Origin of the sequence: Rhizobium sp. BK008 (assembly GCF_014197345.1) — a bacterium.
Classification (GTDB): domain Bacteria; phylum Pseudomonadota; class Alphaproteobacteria; order Rhizobiales; family Rhizobiaceae; genus Rhizobium; species Rhizobium anhuiense.
On sequence record NZ_JACIFK010000016.1, the window covers coordinates 37,714 to 53,572 of the forward strand.

Sequence of the window (15,859 nt, forward strand, 5' to 3'; positions counted from 1 at the left end):
ATACTCGACACTTGCCGGTTCCGCCGGCTTACACACCACGTTCGTCTCGGTCGGTTCTGCCGAAACCATTCCATCTCAAGTGGAATTTCACTATCCTGGTCTTGCCGCCGCCGAGGCCGGCCCCGGCCACGGCAAATTGCGATTGGGTAAAACTGACGAGCGTCTGGCCGTGGGAAAGGGCCTCGAGGCTGTGCAGACCATGGGTACCCGCTTGCATGCCGCCGGTGATGCAGATCGCAAACCCCATGGCCGTCGCAAGCCACAGCCCGCGTGATTGCGGCCGTAATGGCAGATCGTTCTCGATTGCGTGGCGAATGACGATCAGCACCGTCAGTGACAGATAGATCGAAAGATTCATCGCCGCGAAAATATAGAAGCCCTGAGCGGCAGCGGCCTCACTGGCGAGCACCATCGCGACAGCGCACATCCCGGCGAACGCGATATAGGGTGCGATGACGCGCAGCGGCAGCAACTGCTGCTGCTGCCTTCCCTTCGGCGTGATGCGAAAATCGACGAAGGAGCCGCAGATATGATCGCGAACGGCCGCCAGGCTGCCGGCCAGCGACCATGGCCAGCGCAGGAATATGAAGGCAAGCCCTTCCCAGCCGAACAGTTTCGCATCATAGGGCCGGAAGGTCGCCGTGGCCCACCAGAAGAAGGCAAACAGCGTCAGCACGATCGAGATCGGCACGAAATGCAGCAGGAATTCCGGATAGGTCACATTGACGAAGACATGGCCCGTCAGAAGCGCGGCAACCGGCAGCAGGAACATTACGGCCATAAAGGCGGAAAAGAGCGGATACCACAGCTGCGAGAACACGAACTGGAACCGCAGCCGCCAGGGCAGGTGCATGACATGGTGGCGGGAATGTTGCAGCAGAATGGTGACGAGGCTGCGCGACCACTGGAATTCCTGGACGACGAGATCGGCGAAGTTTGCCGGGCCGTCGCCATGGGCGATCGCATCGACGGCATGCACGCCGCGCCAACCGCCGGCATTCATCATCAGCGTCGTCGAATGGTCTTCGGCAAGTTCGGGACCGAGGCCGCCGATCTGACGAAGGGCTGATGTGCGAACCGCATAGTGGGAGCCGATGCAAAGAGGCGCCCAGCCATTGTTGTAACCGGTCTGCAGCGAACCATGCAGGCTTGCCTCCGCATAGAGCCTGCCGCGCGCCGCCCAGCTTGCCCCGGCGTTGGCATCGCAGATGCTGGGAGCCGAGACATAACCGACCTCAGGATCGGTGAAGGGGCACAGGATTTCACGGAGATAGGTCGGCGTCGGTACATGGTCGGCATCGAACTGGGCGACGAAATCGTAGCGCTCATAGCCGAAGTGGTCGTAGAAATAGGCAAGGTTGCCTTCCTTGCAACGTGTGCGACGCGGCCAGATGGTGCGATGATACTCCGCCACGCCCTTTCGGGTGGAGATCAGCACGCCGTGCGCCGCACACCAGCGCCTGGTTTCCTCCGAAGGGTCCTCGTCGGCCAGCCAGACATCGAAATCGACGCCAACCTGGTCGAGCATCGCCTGCAGCGTGGCGCGGACGACGGCAAAGGGCTCGGACGGCGCCTTGGTGACGACCATTGCCACCCGCCCTTCCGGCAGCCGTGCGTGCGGGCTGATCGTCCTCGCATCGAGGAAGATCAGGATGAAATAGGCCGGCACCAGCGTAATCCAGGCAAGCACGAGGGTGATGAGCACGAAAGCCGCCCAGGAAATGATATGGGCGGACTGGCACCACCAGATCCAGAAATAGCCGAGCGACGCCAGCCAGCAGAGGATGCCGAAGCCATAGGCGACGCGGTTCCAGCCGGTGAAAACAGGATCGAATGCATCGGCCGCGGTGGCGGCTTTCGCCATGCCGACGCCGTGGCCAACTTGCGAAGCGTCGCTCATGCGGTCATCTCCAGTCCGAAGGTGGGACCGGCGGTGCGGATGATCGTATCGATATCCGAGAAAACCGGCACGAAGCCGAGTTCCGCCTTTGCCCTTGCCGTGTTGGCAAAGAGGATCGGCGGATCGCCGATGCGGCGGGAGCGATAACGGACGGGAACTTCGCGGCCGCTCGCGCGACGGATCGCTTCGAGAATCTCGCGCACCGAGGTGCCCCGGCCGGAGCCGAGATTGACGCTGAGCGAGCCGCCGTCCGCCATCAGGTGGTTGACGGCGGCGAGATGCGCCTGCGCCAGATCGCTGACATGAATATAGTCGCGAACACAGGTTCCGTCCTCGGTCGCATAATCGGTGCCGAAAATATCGAGCCGCTCCAGCCTGCCGGCGGCGGCGAGAAGGGCGCGAGGAATGAGATGGGTTTCGGGGTCGTGGCGCTCGGCAAGCTCACCGTCCGGATCGGCTCCGGCCGCATTGAAATAGCGCAGCGCGGCAAAGCGGATGCCATAGGCAGCGGCAAAATCCTCGAGGGCCATCTCGAAGATCAGCTTGGTGCGCCCATAGGGATTGACCGGTAACCGCGGGCTTTCCTCTCGTATCGGCAAGGAGTCGGGAACGCCATAGGTGGCGCAGCTGCTCGAAAAGACGATCCGGTCGATATCCTGGTCGAGGCACGCCTCGAGCAGCGTCAGACTGCCGACGACGTTGTTGCGGTAATATTTCCTCGGCATGTCGACGGATTCGCCGACATAGGCATTGGCGCCGCAATGGATAACGCAATCGGGCGAAAACTCTGCGAGAGTCCGGCGCAGCATGGCGGCGTCGGCAAGCTCGCCCCGAATGAGGGGGCCCCAGCGGACACTGTCGGCATGTCCCGTCGACAGATTGTCGTAGGTAACCGGGGTCATGCCGGCGCGCGACAGCGCTTTGCAGATATGACTGCCTATGAAACCGGCACCGCCGGTAACCAGAATGTAGCGGGGCATCTCATACGATCTCCGCCTTCTCTGTGCCCGCCAGCAGTCCGTCGAAATAGTCGACGCTGCGAGCCAGACCGGTTTCGAGCCCGATGCGGGGCTGCCAGTCCAGCTCTGCCATGGCCCGGGAAATATCCGGCCGCCGCTGACGAGGGTCGTCGGCGACCGCAGGCAGGTGGACGATCCGCGAACGGGAATTCGTCAGGTCCCGAATGATTTCCGCCAGGCGGCGAACGGTGATTTCGGTCGGGTTGCCGAGGTTGATCGGACCGTTGCAGGCGCTGCCGGCAGCCGAAAAACGCAGGAAACCCTCGATAAGATCATCGACATAGCAGAAAGAACGGGTCTGCTCGCCATCGCCATAGATCGTCAGGTCGGCATTGCGCAGGGCCTGCACGATGAAATTGGAAACAACCCGCCCGTCGTCCAGGCGCATGCGTGGCCCGTAGGTGTTGAAGATGCGGCCAACCTTGATGTCGACGCCGTAAGTCCTGTGATAGTCGAAGAACAGGGTTTCGGCACTGCGCTTGCCTTCGTCGTAGCAGCCGCGCGGCCCGATCGGGTTGACGTTGCCGCAATAGGATTCGTGCTGCGGGCTGTGGGTCGGGTCGCCATAGACCTCCGACGTCGACGACTGAACGACAATCGCACCGGTCTTTCGCGCACAGTCCAGGGTGTTGACCGCACCGAGCACGTTGGTGAGCAGCGTTCCCACAGGATCCCGCTGATAATCCGGCGGAGAGGCGGGAGAGGCGAAATTGAAGATGAGTGACGCGTCGATATCGAAGGGCTGGCGAACATCGTGCTCGACGATGTGGAAGCGGCTATTCGATAGAAGGTGATCGACATTCACACGGCGGCCGGTCGAAAAATTATCAAGGCATATGACCTTGTGGCCGCGCTGCAGAAGCCTTTCGCAGAGATGAGAGCCGAGGAAGCCGGCCCCACCATTCACAAGGACGGTGCGCGCGCCTTGGGGCACCGGCATGCCTGACACTTGAGAATAGCCGTCGTTGGGAACGAAACTACGCATTACAAACTCCTTCCCATGTTTTTAGTCTTTTGATTTGGGTATGCCCGTCATATCTCCCTTATCCGCCTTGATATTCATTATTATGACTATCAAGTTTGAATAACTTCCTGAGTTATTCTTCGGATAACTGAATTAGTATTTCAATGATAAGTCTATTGCCGACAAGGTCAACTTTAAAAATTCTAGATATCCAAAATAATTACGCAAATATTCTTCAAAGTAACAATTGATTAATCACTCCGGACACTTTTCCGCCGCAACGCCTATCATCCATTGCTTAAGCTTCACGCAATGAAACTAATATAGAACGGACGGCGTGCAGCTTGGCCGCGCTTGACCGCACGGCCGGTCTTGCATCGGGGAGCGCGATATGCGAGGGGTTTTGGCCATGTTGAAAAAGCAAGATGTAGCGCAGCTGAAAGGCTGGCGTCTTCGCTCGACAATGTTTGTCTGGGGAATGGCGCTTCTAGCGACCGGGCCGACGGCCTGTACGGCCGTCGATGACGATATCGCCGTCGTCGCGAAAGAGAATGTCGTCGTGGTCGAGGCACCGCGTGTCTCGAAGGCCTATGCTTATCCGGCAAGCCGGACCGAGCGCCGGGCTGCGGCAACGGTTCGCACCGTCGCCTATCACGGCTCAGCGCCTTATATCTGCTCTCCGAGCGGCTTCGGACAGAAGTCGCGCTGCTTTGCGCGTCCTTCGATCTGAAATAAAACCATTAGATCAATTGCGCCACCGGCCGGACATGTCGTCTTCGCCGACGGGATGCTCATTGAAGAAGCGCGATGCCGCTTCGGTGCGGTTTCGGACGTTCATCTTCTTGTAGATGTTGCGGACGTGAACCTTCACGGTGTTTTCGGAAAGATGCAGCTTGTCGGCGATGATCTTGTTCTGCGTCCCCTTGCAAATGAGGTCCAGGATCTGAACCTCCCGGGTTGTCAAAGCGGAGATGCTGTCACGTCTCAGCTTGAGCGCATTGCTGCGCGCCACATCGACCGATTTTGTCTGATAGAGCGAAGGTTCCAGCTGGGCATTCTTGTTGGTCAGACGATTGAGAAGCGCTGACGGAAAATGTTCGCCGCCCTTCATCAGCAGATCCACTGCGGCCATGAAGACATCGAGCCGGAGATTGAGCGGCAGGACACCATCGATGATCCGTGCCTCGACCAGCCGGCTGACATAGGGTTCGAGCATGTCGATCGCTTCAACGACGAGCCCGATTGAGGTTTCGGGGTGGTTTTCGCGGGCAGCCTGCAGCGCTTCATGAAGCTCCGGGGCGGGTATATGGTAAAATAAAACGAGCTTTATATCGCTGGTGTCTTTTTCCAGCATCGGATTTGTACTCGCTATACTTGTCACTTCACAGTTCGGAAATTTCTTTGCGAGCGCCTCTACCATGCACTCTGAAAACAGATCCGCCTTGGCCACCACTAGTATAGTATTTCCGGACGAACCCAACTTCCTTCCCTGGTCCGCATTCTCCATTCCTGAGCCTGTCATGAACATATACGCCTCCCCTAGCGTTACACTTTACTCAAACGTGGAGCGATGGCGGGTATTAAATAGTATGAAATGCCGGCCCCTGATGTCACCGCTTTATTTTTTAGACATTTCTTAATTATGTTAATACGGATTGAGAAGGAAGGAAATGGCCCAAAGTGATTAGTTTTCGCGGACGAAAAACGATACGTTACAATGCTTTGGTTGTATTTTCACTGCGATAGATACTTCAAGGTTATATTTGTCGTGACTATAGATGATCGACTGAATGTAATATTTCAGTACAAATTGTCATATTTTCGTCATGCGGGGATGCACCGGGATGAGGCAGAGACGTGTCGAAAGTCGCCTCTCAACCCAGCCGCGAATGCCGGGCGTCCCGCATTCCAGCTGCTCAGCAACATCGATTCCGACAAGGTCTTAACGCTCCCGCGACGGGGTTATCCGGACGTGGCAGATCCGCCTTAGCCCGAATTGATATCTATCGGATCCGTATTTTTTCCACCAATCTGTGGTCGTCGTCCAAGTGGTGACATGGAAGAGCTATGTATCTGCATGCCTTTTTGATGCATGACTTCCATTTATGGCAACTCAACTAAAAGAAAACCTGAATACTCCTTATCCTCTTCAGGATAGGGAGTCGGATATGTGCGGCATTGTACTGAGTACGTGCGTTCCCAATACTATCGATTTGATCAACAAGTCGCGACAAACCCGCAGATGACTAGTATCGAATACATCTGCCGATGTTCACCGCATCGGAGCGAGCGCGAGCAAAATCCCATTTGAGATGAGAGGGATTTCGAAAAGCTGCTCCGGTTTTTTTCTGGAGTAACTGCAATGTCTGACGACTATAAGCCCCCGAAATCTTCGGGCGACGAAACCGAAATCACGAAGGTCGGGGCTCTGGCCGACGGCTTTGCAAACAGTGCTGTCAATTCAACTGAAGTCGACGACGGCTCGACCGGTTATGTCGGCGTCGCCAATGGCGACAATCGCGACAATACGGACAACAGCGTCGACGTCGACGTTAAGGCCGAAATCTCCGCCAGCAATGGCGACAACCGTGACAACGACTATGACTGGAGCTACAAGTCCGACGACGATACGAGCGTCAAGACCACGACGATCACCGACACCGACACCAAAACCGATTACGACTGGAGCTATGACAGCAAGTCGTACAGCGACAACGACACCGACACCAAGACGATCACGGATACCGACACGAAGACCGTGACCGACACCGATATCAAGACCATCACGGATACGGATACCAAGACGGTCTCCGACAGCAACAACACCTCCGACAGCTTCAACAAGACGGACACCGACTTCGCCGTGATCGAGGACGTCAAGGACTTCGACAACCTCGGCGTTGCCGGCCACGACCTCACCTTCAATCTCGGCGACGACTTCTCCTTCACGCTCGACGTCGACAGCATCCTGAACAATTCGCTGTCCGGCGAGGGCAATGACAGCGGCTTCAGTGCCGTCCAGGCAAACCATCTGGCCGACCAGGACCAGGCCTGGAACATCAAGATGGACAATGGCGGCGCCGACAACCACCTGAAGGCGGACGCCGGTCACGCCGACAGTGCCGAAGGCATTGAGATGGACGGCAAGGGCTGGGACCTCAAGGCGGGCGACGATGCCAGCGGCTCGAGCACGGCCGATGCTTCGGCAGTCCTTGCCAATTCCGGCTTCCACCTCGAGCTCGTTCAGGGTGCGAACCTGCTCAGCAATACAGTCGACTCCAGCGTCATCGGCGGCAATTCTCATGTCTCCGACGTCGGCGAGGATACCGGCACCTGACACTGACCTCCAACGACCAAGACGAACTGCACCGGCTCCGGCCGGTGCAGTTTGACTGCTTGAAAACGGTTTGACGACCACACCACGGCTCCCAACGAGGGGCGCCTGATAAGGCCGATCGTCATTTCGAATGGGAGGGCCGAACCATGCATATCGAGAAGATTTCGGAAATCATTGCGCATTTCATCGGTGTCTTCGAGATGACGATCGACGAGATGAGGTTGCGCACCAATTATGCCGAAGGGGCAGGACCCGGCGCGGATGGACCGGCTCTGCCGGATCAGGATGCCTTTACCGCCGCCTTTTCTTCCGATTTCCAGCTCAAGGACTACGATCCGGGCGTCATTTACCAAAGCGGCAGTTACGAGATCGAATATGGTCCGACGCGCCATGTGGGCCGCGTCCTCGAAGAAAGCCTTGAGAAGCTGGCGGCGATCGCCGCAAAGGACATCCCGCTACCGCATTTCGGCGATCCTACGGATATCGTGCTGTCGGATGAGCCGGAACTGACCGTCTTTGCCGGGCCCGGCTCGGCTATCAGCCATGTCCTTCAGGTCAACGTTCTCTACGACGACGACTATCTCGACATGACGAATGGCATCCATGCGCCTCGCGACACGAGTTTCGTCATCGAACGGCTCGCGGATTTCAGCGCCAAAGCCGAGATCTTCACGCCTTTTTCGAGCCTGCACCGGATTGATACCTATGATGGCGCGCTGAAGATTGCCGAGGATATCGAAACCTATATCCAGAATGCCCAGAATACCGAGGACAGCGGAACAACCTCGCTCAGCACCGACCCGACGCATCATTTCGTCACCACCGATCTGGTGGGCGACGACCCCATCATCTATGTCAATGGCGAACGTCAAGCCGACATCCCCGTCCTCGACGACTTCCTGCCCGACCGCGGTCTCGCCAAGCTCCAGGAAGAAGCTGACGACAGCAATTCATCCGTCGAGCAGACAGATCCCAGCGGCAACAGCCTTGATGTGACCGCCGGCGCAAATTTCGTGGTCAACATCGCCTCGGTGATCAATACCGGCGTCATCACCTCGGTCACCGCTGTCATGGGCAATTACCACCAGATCGACGCGGTCTCCCAGGCCTTCGTCTACAGCGACAATGACGAGATCGCCTCGACGCTGCGCTCATCCGGCCATTCGGCCGAGGAGGCGGGAACGATCGCCAAGAATATCGCCGTCTTCGAAAACAGCACCTTCGCAGCATCGAGCCACGCCGACACCGATGCTGCCGACCCGACATTCCCGAACAGCTGGCGCGTCAACGTCATCGATGGCGACGTCTCCTTCGTACAGTGGATCGAGCAGTATCACTTCATCAGCGACAACGACACGATGACGGTCACCACCTCGGGATCCGAAGCCACGGTTCTGACGGGTGGCAATACCTCCATCAACTTATCCTCCTTTTTCGGGATGGGCATGCAGTATGACCTGGTGATCATCGGCGGCAATGTGCTCGACATCAACAGCATCACGCAGATCTCGCTGCTCTACGACAATGACTGGGTGCGGGCGGAAGACGGCGTCGATCCGGGCGCCGACATCCAGACCGGCAACAACCTGATCTGGAATTTCGCCTCGATCCACAATGTCGGGACGGGCACCCCGTTCGAGGCCATGCCGGACTATATGATCGAAGCGCAGAAGGCGATCGAAGATCGCGATCCCAATATGCCGGAGGGGCTGTCGTTCGATGTGAATTTTCAGGGATATGCCGGCCTCAACGTGCTCTACATCACCGGCAATCTCTACGACATGACGATCATAAAGCAGGTGAGCATCCTCGGCGATTCCGACGATGTGACCCAGGCGGCGGCGACGCTCCTCGGCAACAATCCCGATGCGACGGTGACGATCGACACTGGCAGCAATGCGGTCATCAACATCGCCGAGATCGTCGACTACGACAGTTTCGGCCAGACCACCTATCTGGCAGGCCAGCTCTATTCAGACGCCATCCTCATTCAAGGCGGGCTGGTGGAGCATGATGCGACGCAGCCGCAGTCAGCCGACGACAGGCTCGCCAACGAAGTCATCGCCTTTCTCGATGACGACGATCCCACGGGCGGCTGTTCCGCCGATGGCGTCATCAATGCCGGGCATGATCTTTCATGGTCGTCGGCGCACCCCGCCGACGTAATGCAAGCCATGGTCGCGTGACCTTAAGTATTGCGAAGGAACCACGATGAACCAGATTTCGAAACAAGTTTTTGCAGCAGGCAGCGCTCTCGATCTGAGGTCGGGCAATATTCCCTCCGCTGCCCCTTCGGAAACGGCGCCGGCCAATCTGTGCATCTCTGCGATCGACGAGGCGGTCGAGAACCTTCGCAGGCTCAGCGGCGCCGCTGCTTCATCGACCGAAGGCGGCAAGAAGACGGCCGAAGTTGCAGTACGCGAGGCTGCCGCTATGGCGCGCGAAGACACAGCGCCGCCACCCTCTGCGCAAAAGGTGGTGATGCCGGAAGCCTCGCCGAAACCTTCGGCCGCGGAAACGGCGCCTTTCGCCGGGGTGGTGCAGGCCCCGGCCACAGCAAAACCGGCGGAAGCGCCCGCCCAACCGCAGATCGAAGCGCGGGCGGCGCCTGAACTGCCGAAAGAGACGACCGAGCTCAAATCGAACCCGACGATGCCCTTCGGCAAGACGATCGAAGGCGAGGGCGGTCCGATCAGCGAGAATGACAGACGGCTGCGCACCGGCGGCGGCGGAACCGGCAAGGATTCCGATCCCGGTGGCGGCGCGGGCGGGGGCGGGGGAAGTGGCGGCGGTTTTCACAAGCGCAGTGAGCCTGTGAATTTCGCCGCCAGCCTCTCGCGCGGCATGGCGGCGGTCCGACGCAACATGGCTGTGGTCATGATGTTCACGATCGCCATCAACGTGCTTCTGTTGGCGATCCCGCTCTATCTCTTCCAGATATCCGACCGGGTGCTGACCAGCCGCTCCATCGACACGCTCGTCATGCTTTCGATCGCCGTGCTCGGCGCCGTGCTGCTGCAGGCCTTCATGGATTCGGTGCGGCGCTTCATCCTGATGCGCACCGCGGTGGAGCTCGAAGTACAGCTCGGCGCGCCGATCCTCAGCGCTGCGGCGAGGGCGTCGCTGCATGGCAGCGGCAAGGATTATCAGACGCTGCAGGACCTGCAGCTGCTGCGCGGCTTCGTGACGTCAGGCACGCTGATCGCATTTCTCGATGCGCCGCTGATGCCGTTCTTCGTGGTCGTCGTCTATTTCGTGCATCCGCATCTCGGCATCATCATCATGGTCTGCTGTGCGGTGCTTTTTTTCATCGCCTATCTCAATCAGAAATTCACCGCCCGGCAATTCGCCGAATCCAACGGCTATCTCAGCCGGGCGAATTTCCATCTCGATTCCATGTCGCGCAATTCGCAAATCATCAACGCCATGGCGATGATCCCCGAGGCGGTGAAGATGTGGGGCCGGGAAACGGCGGGCTCGCTGAAATCGCAAGTCGAGGCTCAGGACCGCAACATTATCTTCTCGGGCATATCGAAGGCCTGCCGCATGATTACCCAGGTTACCCTGCTCGGCTGGGGCGCGCATCTGTCGCTCGCCGGAGAATTGACGGGCGGCATGGTGATTGCGGCCTCGATCATTTCGGGACGCGCGCTGGCGCCGATCGAAGGCGCCATCGAAGGCTGGCACCAGTTCAACCGGTCGGCAGCCGCCTATGGCAGGATCAAGGGACTGCTGTTGAACTCTCCCTTGAACTTCCCGCGCCTGCGCCTTCCCAATCCGGAAGGCCGGCTCGATGTCGAGCGCATTCTCTTCGTGCCGCCGCCACAGAAGAAAGTCATTCTCAACGGCATCTCCTTCTCGCTCAGGAAGGGGGAATCGCTTGCGATCATCGGCAATTCCGGATCGGGCAAGACGACGCTCGGCAAGATGCTCGTCGGCTCGATCGTTCCGACATCGGGAAATGTGCGCCTCGATCTGATGGATCTGCGCAACTGGGATCAGCGTCAGTTCGGCGAAAGCATCGGCTACCTGCCGCAGGACGTGCAGCTCTTTCCCGGTACGATCAAAGCCAATATCTGCCGCATGCGCGACGACGTCGACGATCATCAGATCTACGAGGCAGCAGTGCTCGCCGACGTGCACGAGCTCATCGCAAGCTTCCCGCAGGGCTATGAAACCATCGTGGCGGCAGACGGCGCTCCGCTTTCGGGCGGCCAGAAGCAGCGCATCGCGCTTGCCCGCGCCTTCTTCGGCAATCCCAAATTCGTCGTTCTCGACGAGCCGAATTCGAACCTCGATACCCAGGGCGAGGCAGCGCTTGCCAAGGCGCTGATCCACGCCAAGAAGCAGGGCATCACCACGGTCACCATCACCCAGCGCCCCGCCCTTCTCCAATGCGTCGACAAGATCCTCGTGCTCAAGGAGGGCACTGTCGCCATGTTCGGGGAAAGGATCGAGGTGCTGCAGGCGCTTTCCAAGAACAACGGCAATAACGGTCAACAAGCACCGCGTATCGAAGGGTGAACGACATGGGACGCAAAAATCGGGAGACATCAGGCCCGGCGCAGCTCGAATGGTATAGCGACGTGCCGCGCTCGATCCGCGTGCACAGCATCGTCGGCCTGACGGTTCTCTTCACCTCGTTCGGCGGGTTCGGCTTCTGGGCTGCGACGGCACCGCTCGCCTCGGCCGTCATTGCCCAGGCGAGCTTCGTTGCGACCGGCAACAACAAGATCGTCCAGCATCTGGAAGGCGGCATCATCAAGGAGATGCGCGTCAGCGAGGGCGACACGGTGAAGGAAGGCGACGTCCTGCTGACCCTCGACCCGACAGCATCCCGCTCGAACGAACGGATGCTGCAGCTTCGGCGCCTGCGCCTGGAAGCCGTCGTAGCAAGGCTCCGTGCCGAAGCGCAGGGCCTGCGGGAATTCCAGGTTCCCGATATCGTCATGAAGGAAGCAAGTGATCCAGACATCAACGCGATCATCCAGAGCCAGAACGTCGTCTTCCACAGCAAGCAGATCAAGCTCGAAGAGCAGCTCAATCTGATCGAGAAAAACATCAAGTCGCTGGAATACCGGTTCGGCGGCTATAAAGGCCAACGCGAATCCTTCGAGAGACAATTGGCGCTGCTGACCGAGGAACGCGATTCCAAGGCGCGCCTGGTCAAGGTCGGCTATATGCGCAAGACGGATCTCCTGGCAATCGAACGGGCGATCGCCGATGCGATGGGCGATATTTCTCGCCTGAACGGCGAGCTCAACGAGAGCGAGGCGGAGATCGCCAAATTCCGCCAGGAAGCCATCATCGCCGTCAACTCCAACAAACAGGCGGCACTCGATGCGCTCGAAACCGCCGAATCCGATCTGGACAGCGTGCGCGAACAGATGCGCGAGGCTGCCGGCGTGCTCGAACGCACCACCATCCGCTCACCGGTGACGGGCACAGTGGTGCGCTCCTATTTTCATACCGCCGGCGGCGTCATCACGACCGGCAAGCCGATCATGGAAATCCTGCCGGCGCATGTGCCGCTGATCCTGGAGGCGCAGGTGCTGCGTACCTCCATCGATCAGTTGCACGAGGGAGAAACAGCCTCGATCCGCCTGACGGCGCTCAACCGGCGCACGACGCCGGTGCTGCAAGGCAGGGTCTTCTACGTTTCGGCCGACTCGATCGAGGAAAGTTCCGGGGTCTCGGTCAAGGACGTCTATATCGTCCGCGTCGAAATACCCGATTCCGAGATTTCCCGAGTGCACAATTTCCATCCCGTTCCCGGCATGCCAGCAGAAGTGCTGATCCAGACGTCGGAACGCACCTTTTTCGAATATCTGAGCAAACCAATCACCGACAGCATGTCACGGGCTTTCAAGGAACGCTGATCACTCGCAATCAGGCAGGGAGCGGTCCGGCAATATGACGGCCTCGTCCATTGTTCTGATATAATGTCGGCACGTATCATCCCCTTGGGGATGGGTCGTCCCCTCAGGGGGAGAAAGGGTAGAGCATGGCGGCGATGTCCGATGTCCTGTTGCGGGTCGGCCGCCTGAACTATGTCTGGACGAATACCGAAAGCCTGCTGATCTACATCATCGCCCATCTTCTCCGGGTCGAAAAGGATGCGGCGATCGTGGTGTTCCTGACGCTCAATACGACGCGCGCCCGGATCGATCTCATCGAACGGCTTGCCAAGCTCGCTTCGACCTCAGCTTCCGACCGGAAGGCGATCCTTTCAGCCATGTCGCGGCTGAAGAAGGAATCCAAGACACGCAACAAATACAATCACTGCATCTATTCCTTCGACGAAAAGGGAGAGATCTCCAGCACGCAGCTGATGCGGCTGGTCGAGGACGACAAGGAGATCCGCTATGGCAAGATCGAGCAGATGGACGCGCGCGAGCTCGACCTTCTGGAAAAGTCGATCGCCGAAATCGTCGCCATCAGCCGGACGCTCTGGGCCTTCATCCATGCGAGCCCGAGGATCGCCGGCGAGCTCTGAGTAACTCTTACGAGTATCTCTTTCCAAAACCGTTGCACACTTTCGGGCGAGATAGATTGAAGCGTCGCATTCGACAGGGGCATCGCGCTCTATGTCTTTGAATTGATATGTGATCTTTACTGAAAACCGACTTCGATTTTGGGTTAAGCGCCGGCTCAGGACTAATCATATTTAAGCCCTGCAAATCATCCGGACGGTTTATTTGAAGATCGGTGTTTCCCATTAGAATGAAACCTCCCGAGTGACGTATGGGGTATTGGGGGGCGGACATGCGCATAGATGTTATCGACACTATTGCCGGGTTCGAGGCGCTACGCGACAACTGGGATCGGGTCTTCATGGAAGATCCCGACGCGCAGCATTTCCTCTCCTGGATCTGGCTGAAGAATTATCTCTCTCGCCGGCGCCGCTGGTTCATCCTTGCCCTTCGCGAGCGCGATCCCGCAGCACCTTATGTCGCCTTCTTTCCGCTGCGCCTCATCACCCATCTGAACGAGAAGACCGGGCTCTTCTACGACGAAATCATAATGGCCGGGAATTTTGCGGCCGATTACACCGGCTTCATCGTCAGGCCGGATTACGAGCATCATGCCATTGCCGGTTTTGCTTCGTTTATCAAACATCAGAACTGGACCGATCTGAAGATCGAATATTTCAGCGGCCCAGCGGGCCGGCGTGAGAAGATGATCGAGGCGCTGCAAGGGCCGGAGGTGATGTTTCGCGACAGCTCGCCGATGAACAGCGAGAACATCGACAACACGATCTGCCCGATCGTCCCGCTGCCGGCAAGCTTCGACGATTATCTCGAACAGCGCATGAGCAGCCAGACACGCCAGAAGCTCCGGCGGTTCCTGCGCAAGGTCGAAGGCGACGATATCTACCGGATCACCATGGCAACCCCCGAGACCATCGATCGCGACCTCAACATCCTCTTCAATCTCTGGCGGATCAAATGGAGCGCCCGCAAGGGTGCGGAGCGGACCGAGCGGCTAATCGTCACCACGCGCGAGATGCTGATGGACTGCTTCAACAGCGGCAATCTCGACGTGCCGGTCTTGTGGTACGGCGACCAGCCGCTCGGCGCGCTGGCGAATATCGTCGACCGGCAGAAGAAGGCCATCCTCTTCTATATCACCGGCCGCGACGAGAACTGGAAGACGCCGTCTCCCGGCCTCATCCTGCATGGCTACTGCATCCGGCGGGCGATCGAGGACGGTTTCAAGACCTATGACTTCCTGCGCGGAAACGAACCTTACAAATATATGTTCGGGGTAGAGGAACGGCGGATCAGTTGCACCCTGTTCCGCACCCGCAACGGCCAGAACCTGCATGGCGTGCTCAACCCGCGCAGCATTCGCTTCGTCTATGAACAGGCGCTCGATATGTACCGCAACGGCGCCCGCGGTAAGGCGGAGATTGCCTTCAACCAGGTCCTGCAATCGGCTCCCGGCCATACCGGCGCGGAATTCGGCCTTGCCAATCTGCTGTTCGACCGCGGCAAGCTGACGGAGGCACTGACTGCCTACAACGCGCTCACCGAGCGAGCGCCCGATCCGACACCGATCCAGATGCGGCTTGGCGACACGCAGCTTGCCCTGCATCAATATGACCAGGCCGCAGAGACTTTCCGCCAGGTCGGCGAGATCGGGCCGCATCTCATCCAGGCGCATTACAAGCGTGGCATCGCCCTTACTGCCAGCAGACGGCTGGCTGAAGCAGAAGCCGTCTTCGCTGCGATCCAGGGAGTGCATTCGGACGATCCGGCCGCACTGGATTATGCCGCCAAGGCAAGTGCGGCGCTTGAACGCATTCGCGAATGTGCCGAGCCGGCGGCCCGCAAGACGGACATCGTGCCGGAAACCATCGCCCGCTGGAACCGGGGACGGCAGCTCAGCGAACGACGCCGACCGCGTCTGCATTGAGGACTTTTTGCCATGGTGCGGAAAGGCGGTCCGACAGTTCCGGCACGACACATTTTTCCGTTTCCACGCTGCCATGGGCTCTGGGGCGAGTGCTGAAGCCTTGGCTTAATTCCATCTGGAAACGCCAAAGCCCGCACGAGGCGGGCTTTTTGTATCAGTGTGTATGGCGGTCTGTGTGGGATTTGGTTGCGGGGGCAGGATTTGAACCTGCGGCCTTCAGG

Annotated in this window: 11 protein-coding genes; 7 read left to right on the plus strand and 4 right to left on the minus strand. The window is 58.7% G+C overall.

The genetic code is table 11. The features are described from left to right. Positions 1-28: 28 nt before the first annotated feature. From FHT69_RS33560 to FHT69_RS33570, 3 genes are read right to left on the minus strand one after another with little or no spacing between them, the layout of a single operon-like run. Positions 29-1,900 carry a glycosyltransferase family 2 protein gene (locus FHT69_RS33560; protein ID WP_183906593.1) on the minus strand — a complete coding sequence of 624 codons (1,872 nt, stop codon included), beginning with the start codon at positions 1,898-1,900 and terminating at the stop codon, positions 29-31. After that, positions 1,897-2,880 carry a UDP-glucose 4-epimerase GalE gene (gene galE, locus FHT69_RS33565; protein WP_183906594.1) on the minus strand — a complete coding sequence of 328 codons (984 nt, stop codon included), beginning with the start codon at positions 2,878-2,880 and terminating at the stop codon, positions 1,897-1,899. Before galE ends, FHT69_RS33560 begins: the two co-directional genes overlap by 4 nt. Position 2,881: 1 nt before the next feature. Continuing rightward, positions 2,882-3,904: a UDP-glucuronic acid decarboxylase family protein gene (locus tag FHT69_RS33570; protein ID WP_028756233.1), complete on the minus strand. Its 1,023-nt coding sequence runs from the start codon at positions 3,902-3,904 to the stop codon at positions 2,882-2,884. Positions 3,905-4,292: 388 nt separating this feature from the next. On the opposite strand from FHT69_RS33570, the gene FHT69_RS33575 reads away from it, so the two are divergent. Then, complete coding sequence (locus FHT69_RS33575) at positions 4,293-4,613, plus strand: hypothetical protein (protein WP_183906595.1); 321 nt, start codon at positions 4,293-4,295, stop codon at positions 4,611-4,613. Between the two features lie 15 nt (positions 4,614-4,628). Here the strand turns inward: FHT69_RS33575 and FHT69_RS33580 are convergent, their stop codons facing one another. After that, on the minus strand, positions 4,629-5,411 hold the full coding sequence (locus tag FHT69_RS33580) for a helix-turn-helix transcriptional regulator (RefSeq protein ID WP_028756235.1): 783 nt from the start codon (positions 5,409-5,411) through the stop codon (positions 4,629-4,631). A gap of 834 nt (positions 5,412-6,245) precedes the next feature. Between FHT69_RS33580 and FHT69_RS33585 the strand changes: the two genes are divergently transcribed. From FHT69_RS33585 to FHT69_RS33610, 6 genes are all read left to right on the plus strand, one after another. Next, positions 6,246-7,220, plus strand: coding sequence for a hypothetical protein (locus FHT69_RS33585; RefSeq protein ID WP_052215224.1), 975 nt, complete (start codon positions 6,246-6,248; stop codon positions 7,218-7,220). Between the two features lie 146 nt (positions 7,221-7,366). Further along, positions 7,367-9,406, plus strand: a complete 2,040-nt coding sequence (locus FHT69_RS33590) for a hypothetical protein (protein WP_127431879.1) — start codon at positions 7,367-7,369, stop codon at positions 9,404-9,406. A gap of 25 nt (positions 9,407-9,431) precedes the next feature. Then, positions 9,432-11,744, plus strand: coding sequence for a type I secretion system permease/ATPase (locus FHT69_RS33595; RefSeq protein ID WP_183906596.1), 2,313 nt, complete (start codon positions 9,432-9,434; stop codon positions 11,742-11,744). A gap of 5 nt (positions 11,745-11,749) precedes the next feature. Further along, on the plus strand, positions 11,750-13,099 hold the full coding sequence (locus tag FHT69_RS33600) for an HlyD family type I secretion periplasmic adaptor subunit (protein ID WP_028756240.1): 1,350 nt from the start codon (positions 11,750-11,752) through the stop codon (positions 13,097-13,099). Between the two features lie 125 nt (positions 13,100-13,224). Next, positions 13,225-13,716 carry a hypothetical protein gene (locus tag FHT69_RS33605; protein ID WP_028756241.1) on the plus strand — a complete coding sequence of 164 codons (492 nt, stop codon included), beginning with the start codon at positions 13,225-13,227 and terminating at the stop codon, positions 13,714-13,716. 269 nt (positions 13,717-13,985) lie between these two features. Continuing rightward, positions 13,986-15,638 (plus strand): GNAT family N-acetyltransferase, encoded by a 1,653-nt coding sequence (locus FHT69_RS33610; RefSeq protein WP_029733027.1) that lies wholly within the window; start codon positions 13,986-13,988, stop codon positions 15,636-15,638. The last annotated feature ends 221 nt before the right edge of the window (positions 15,639-15,859 follow it).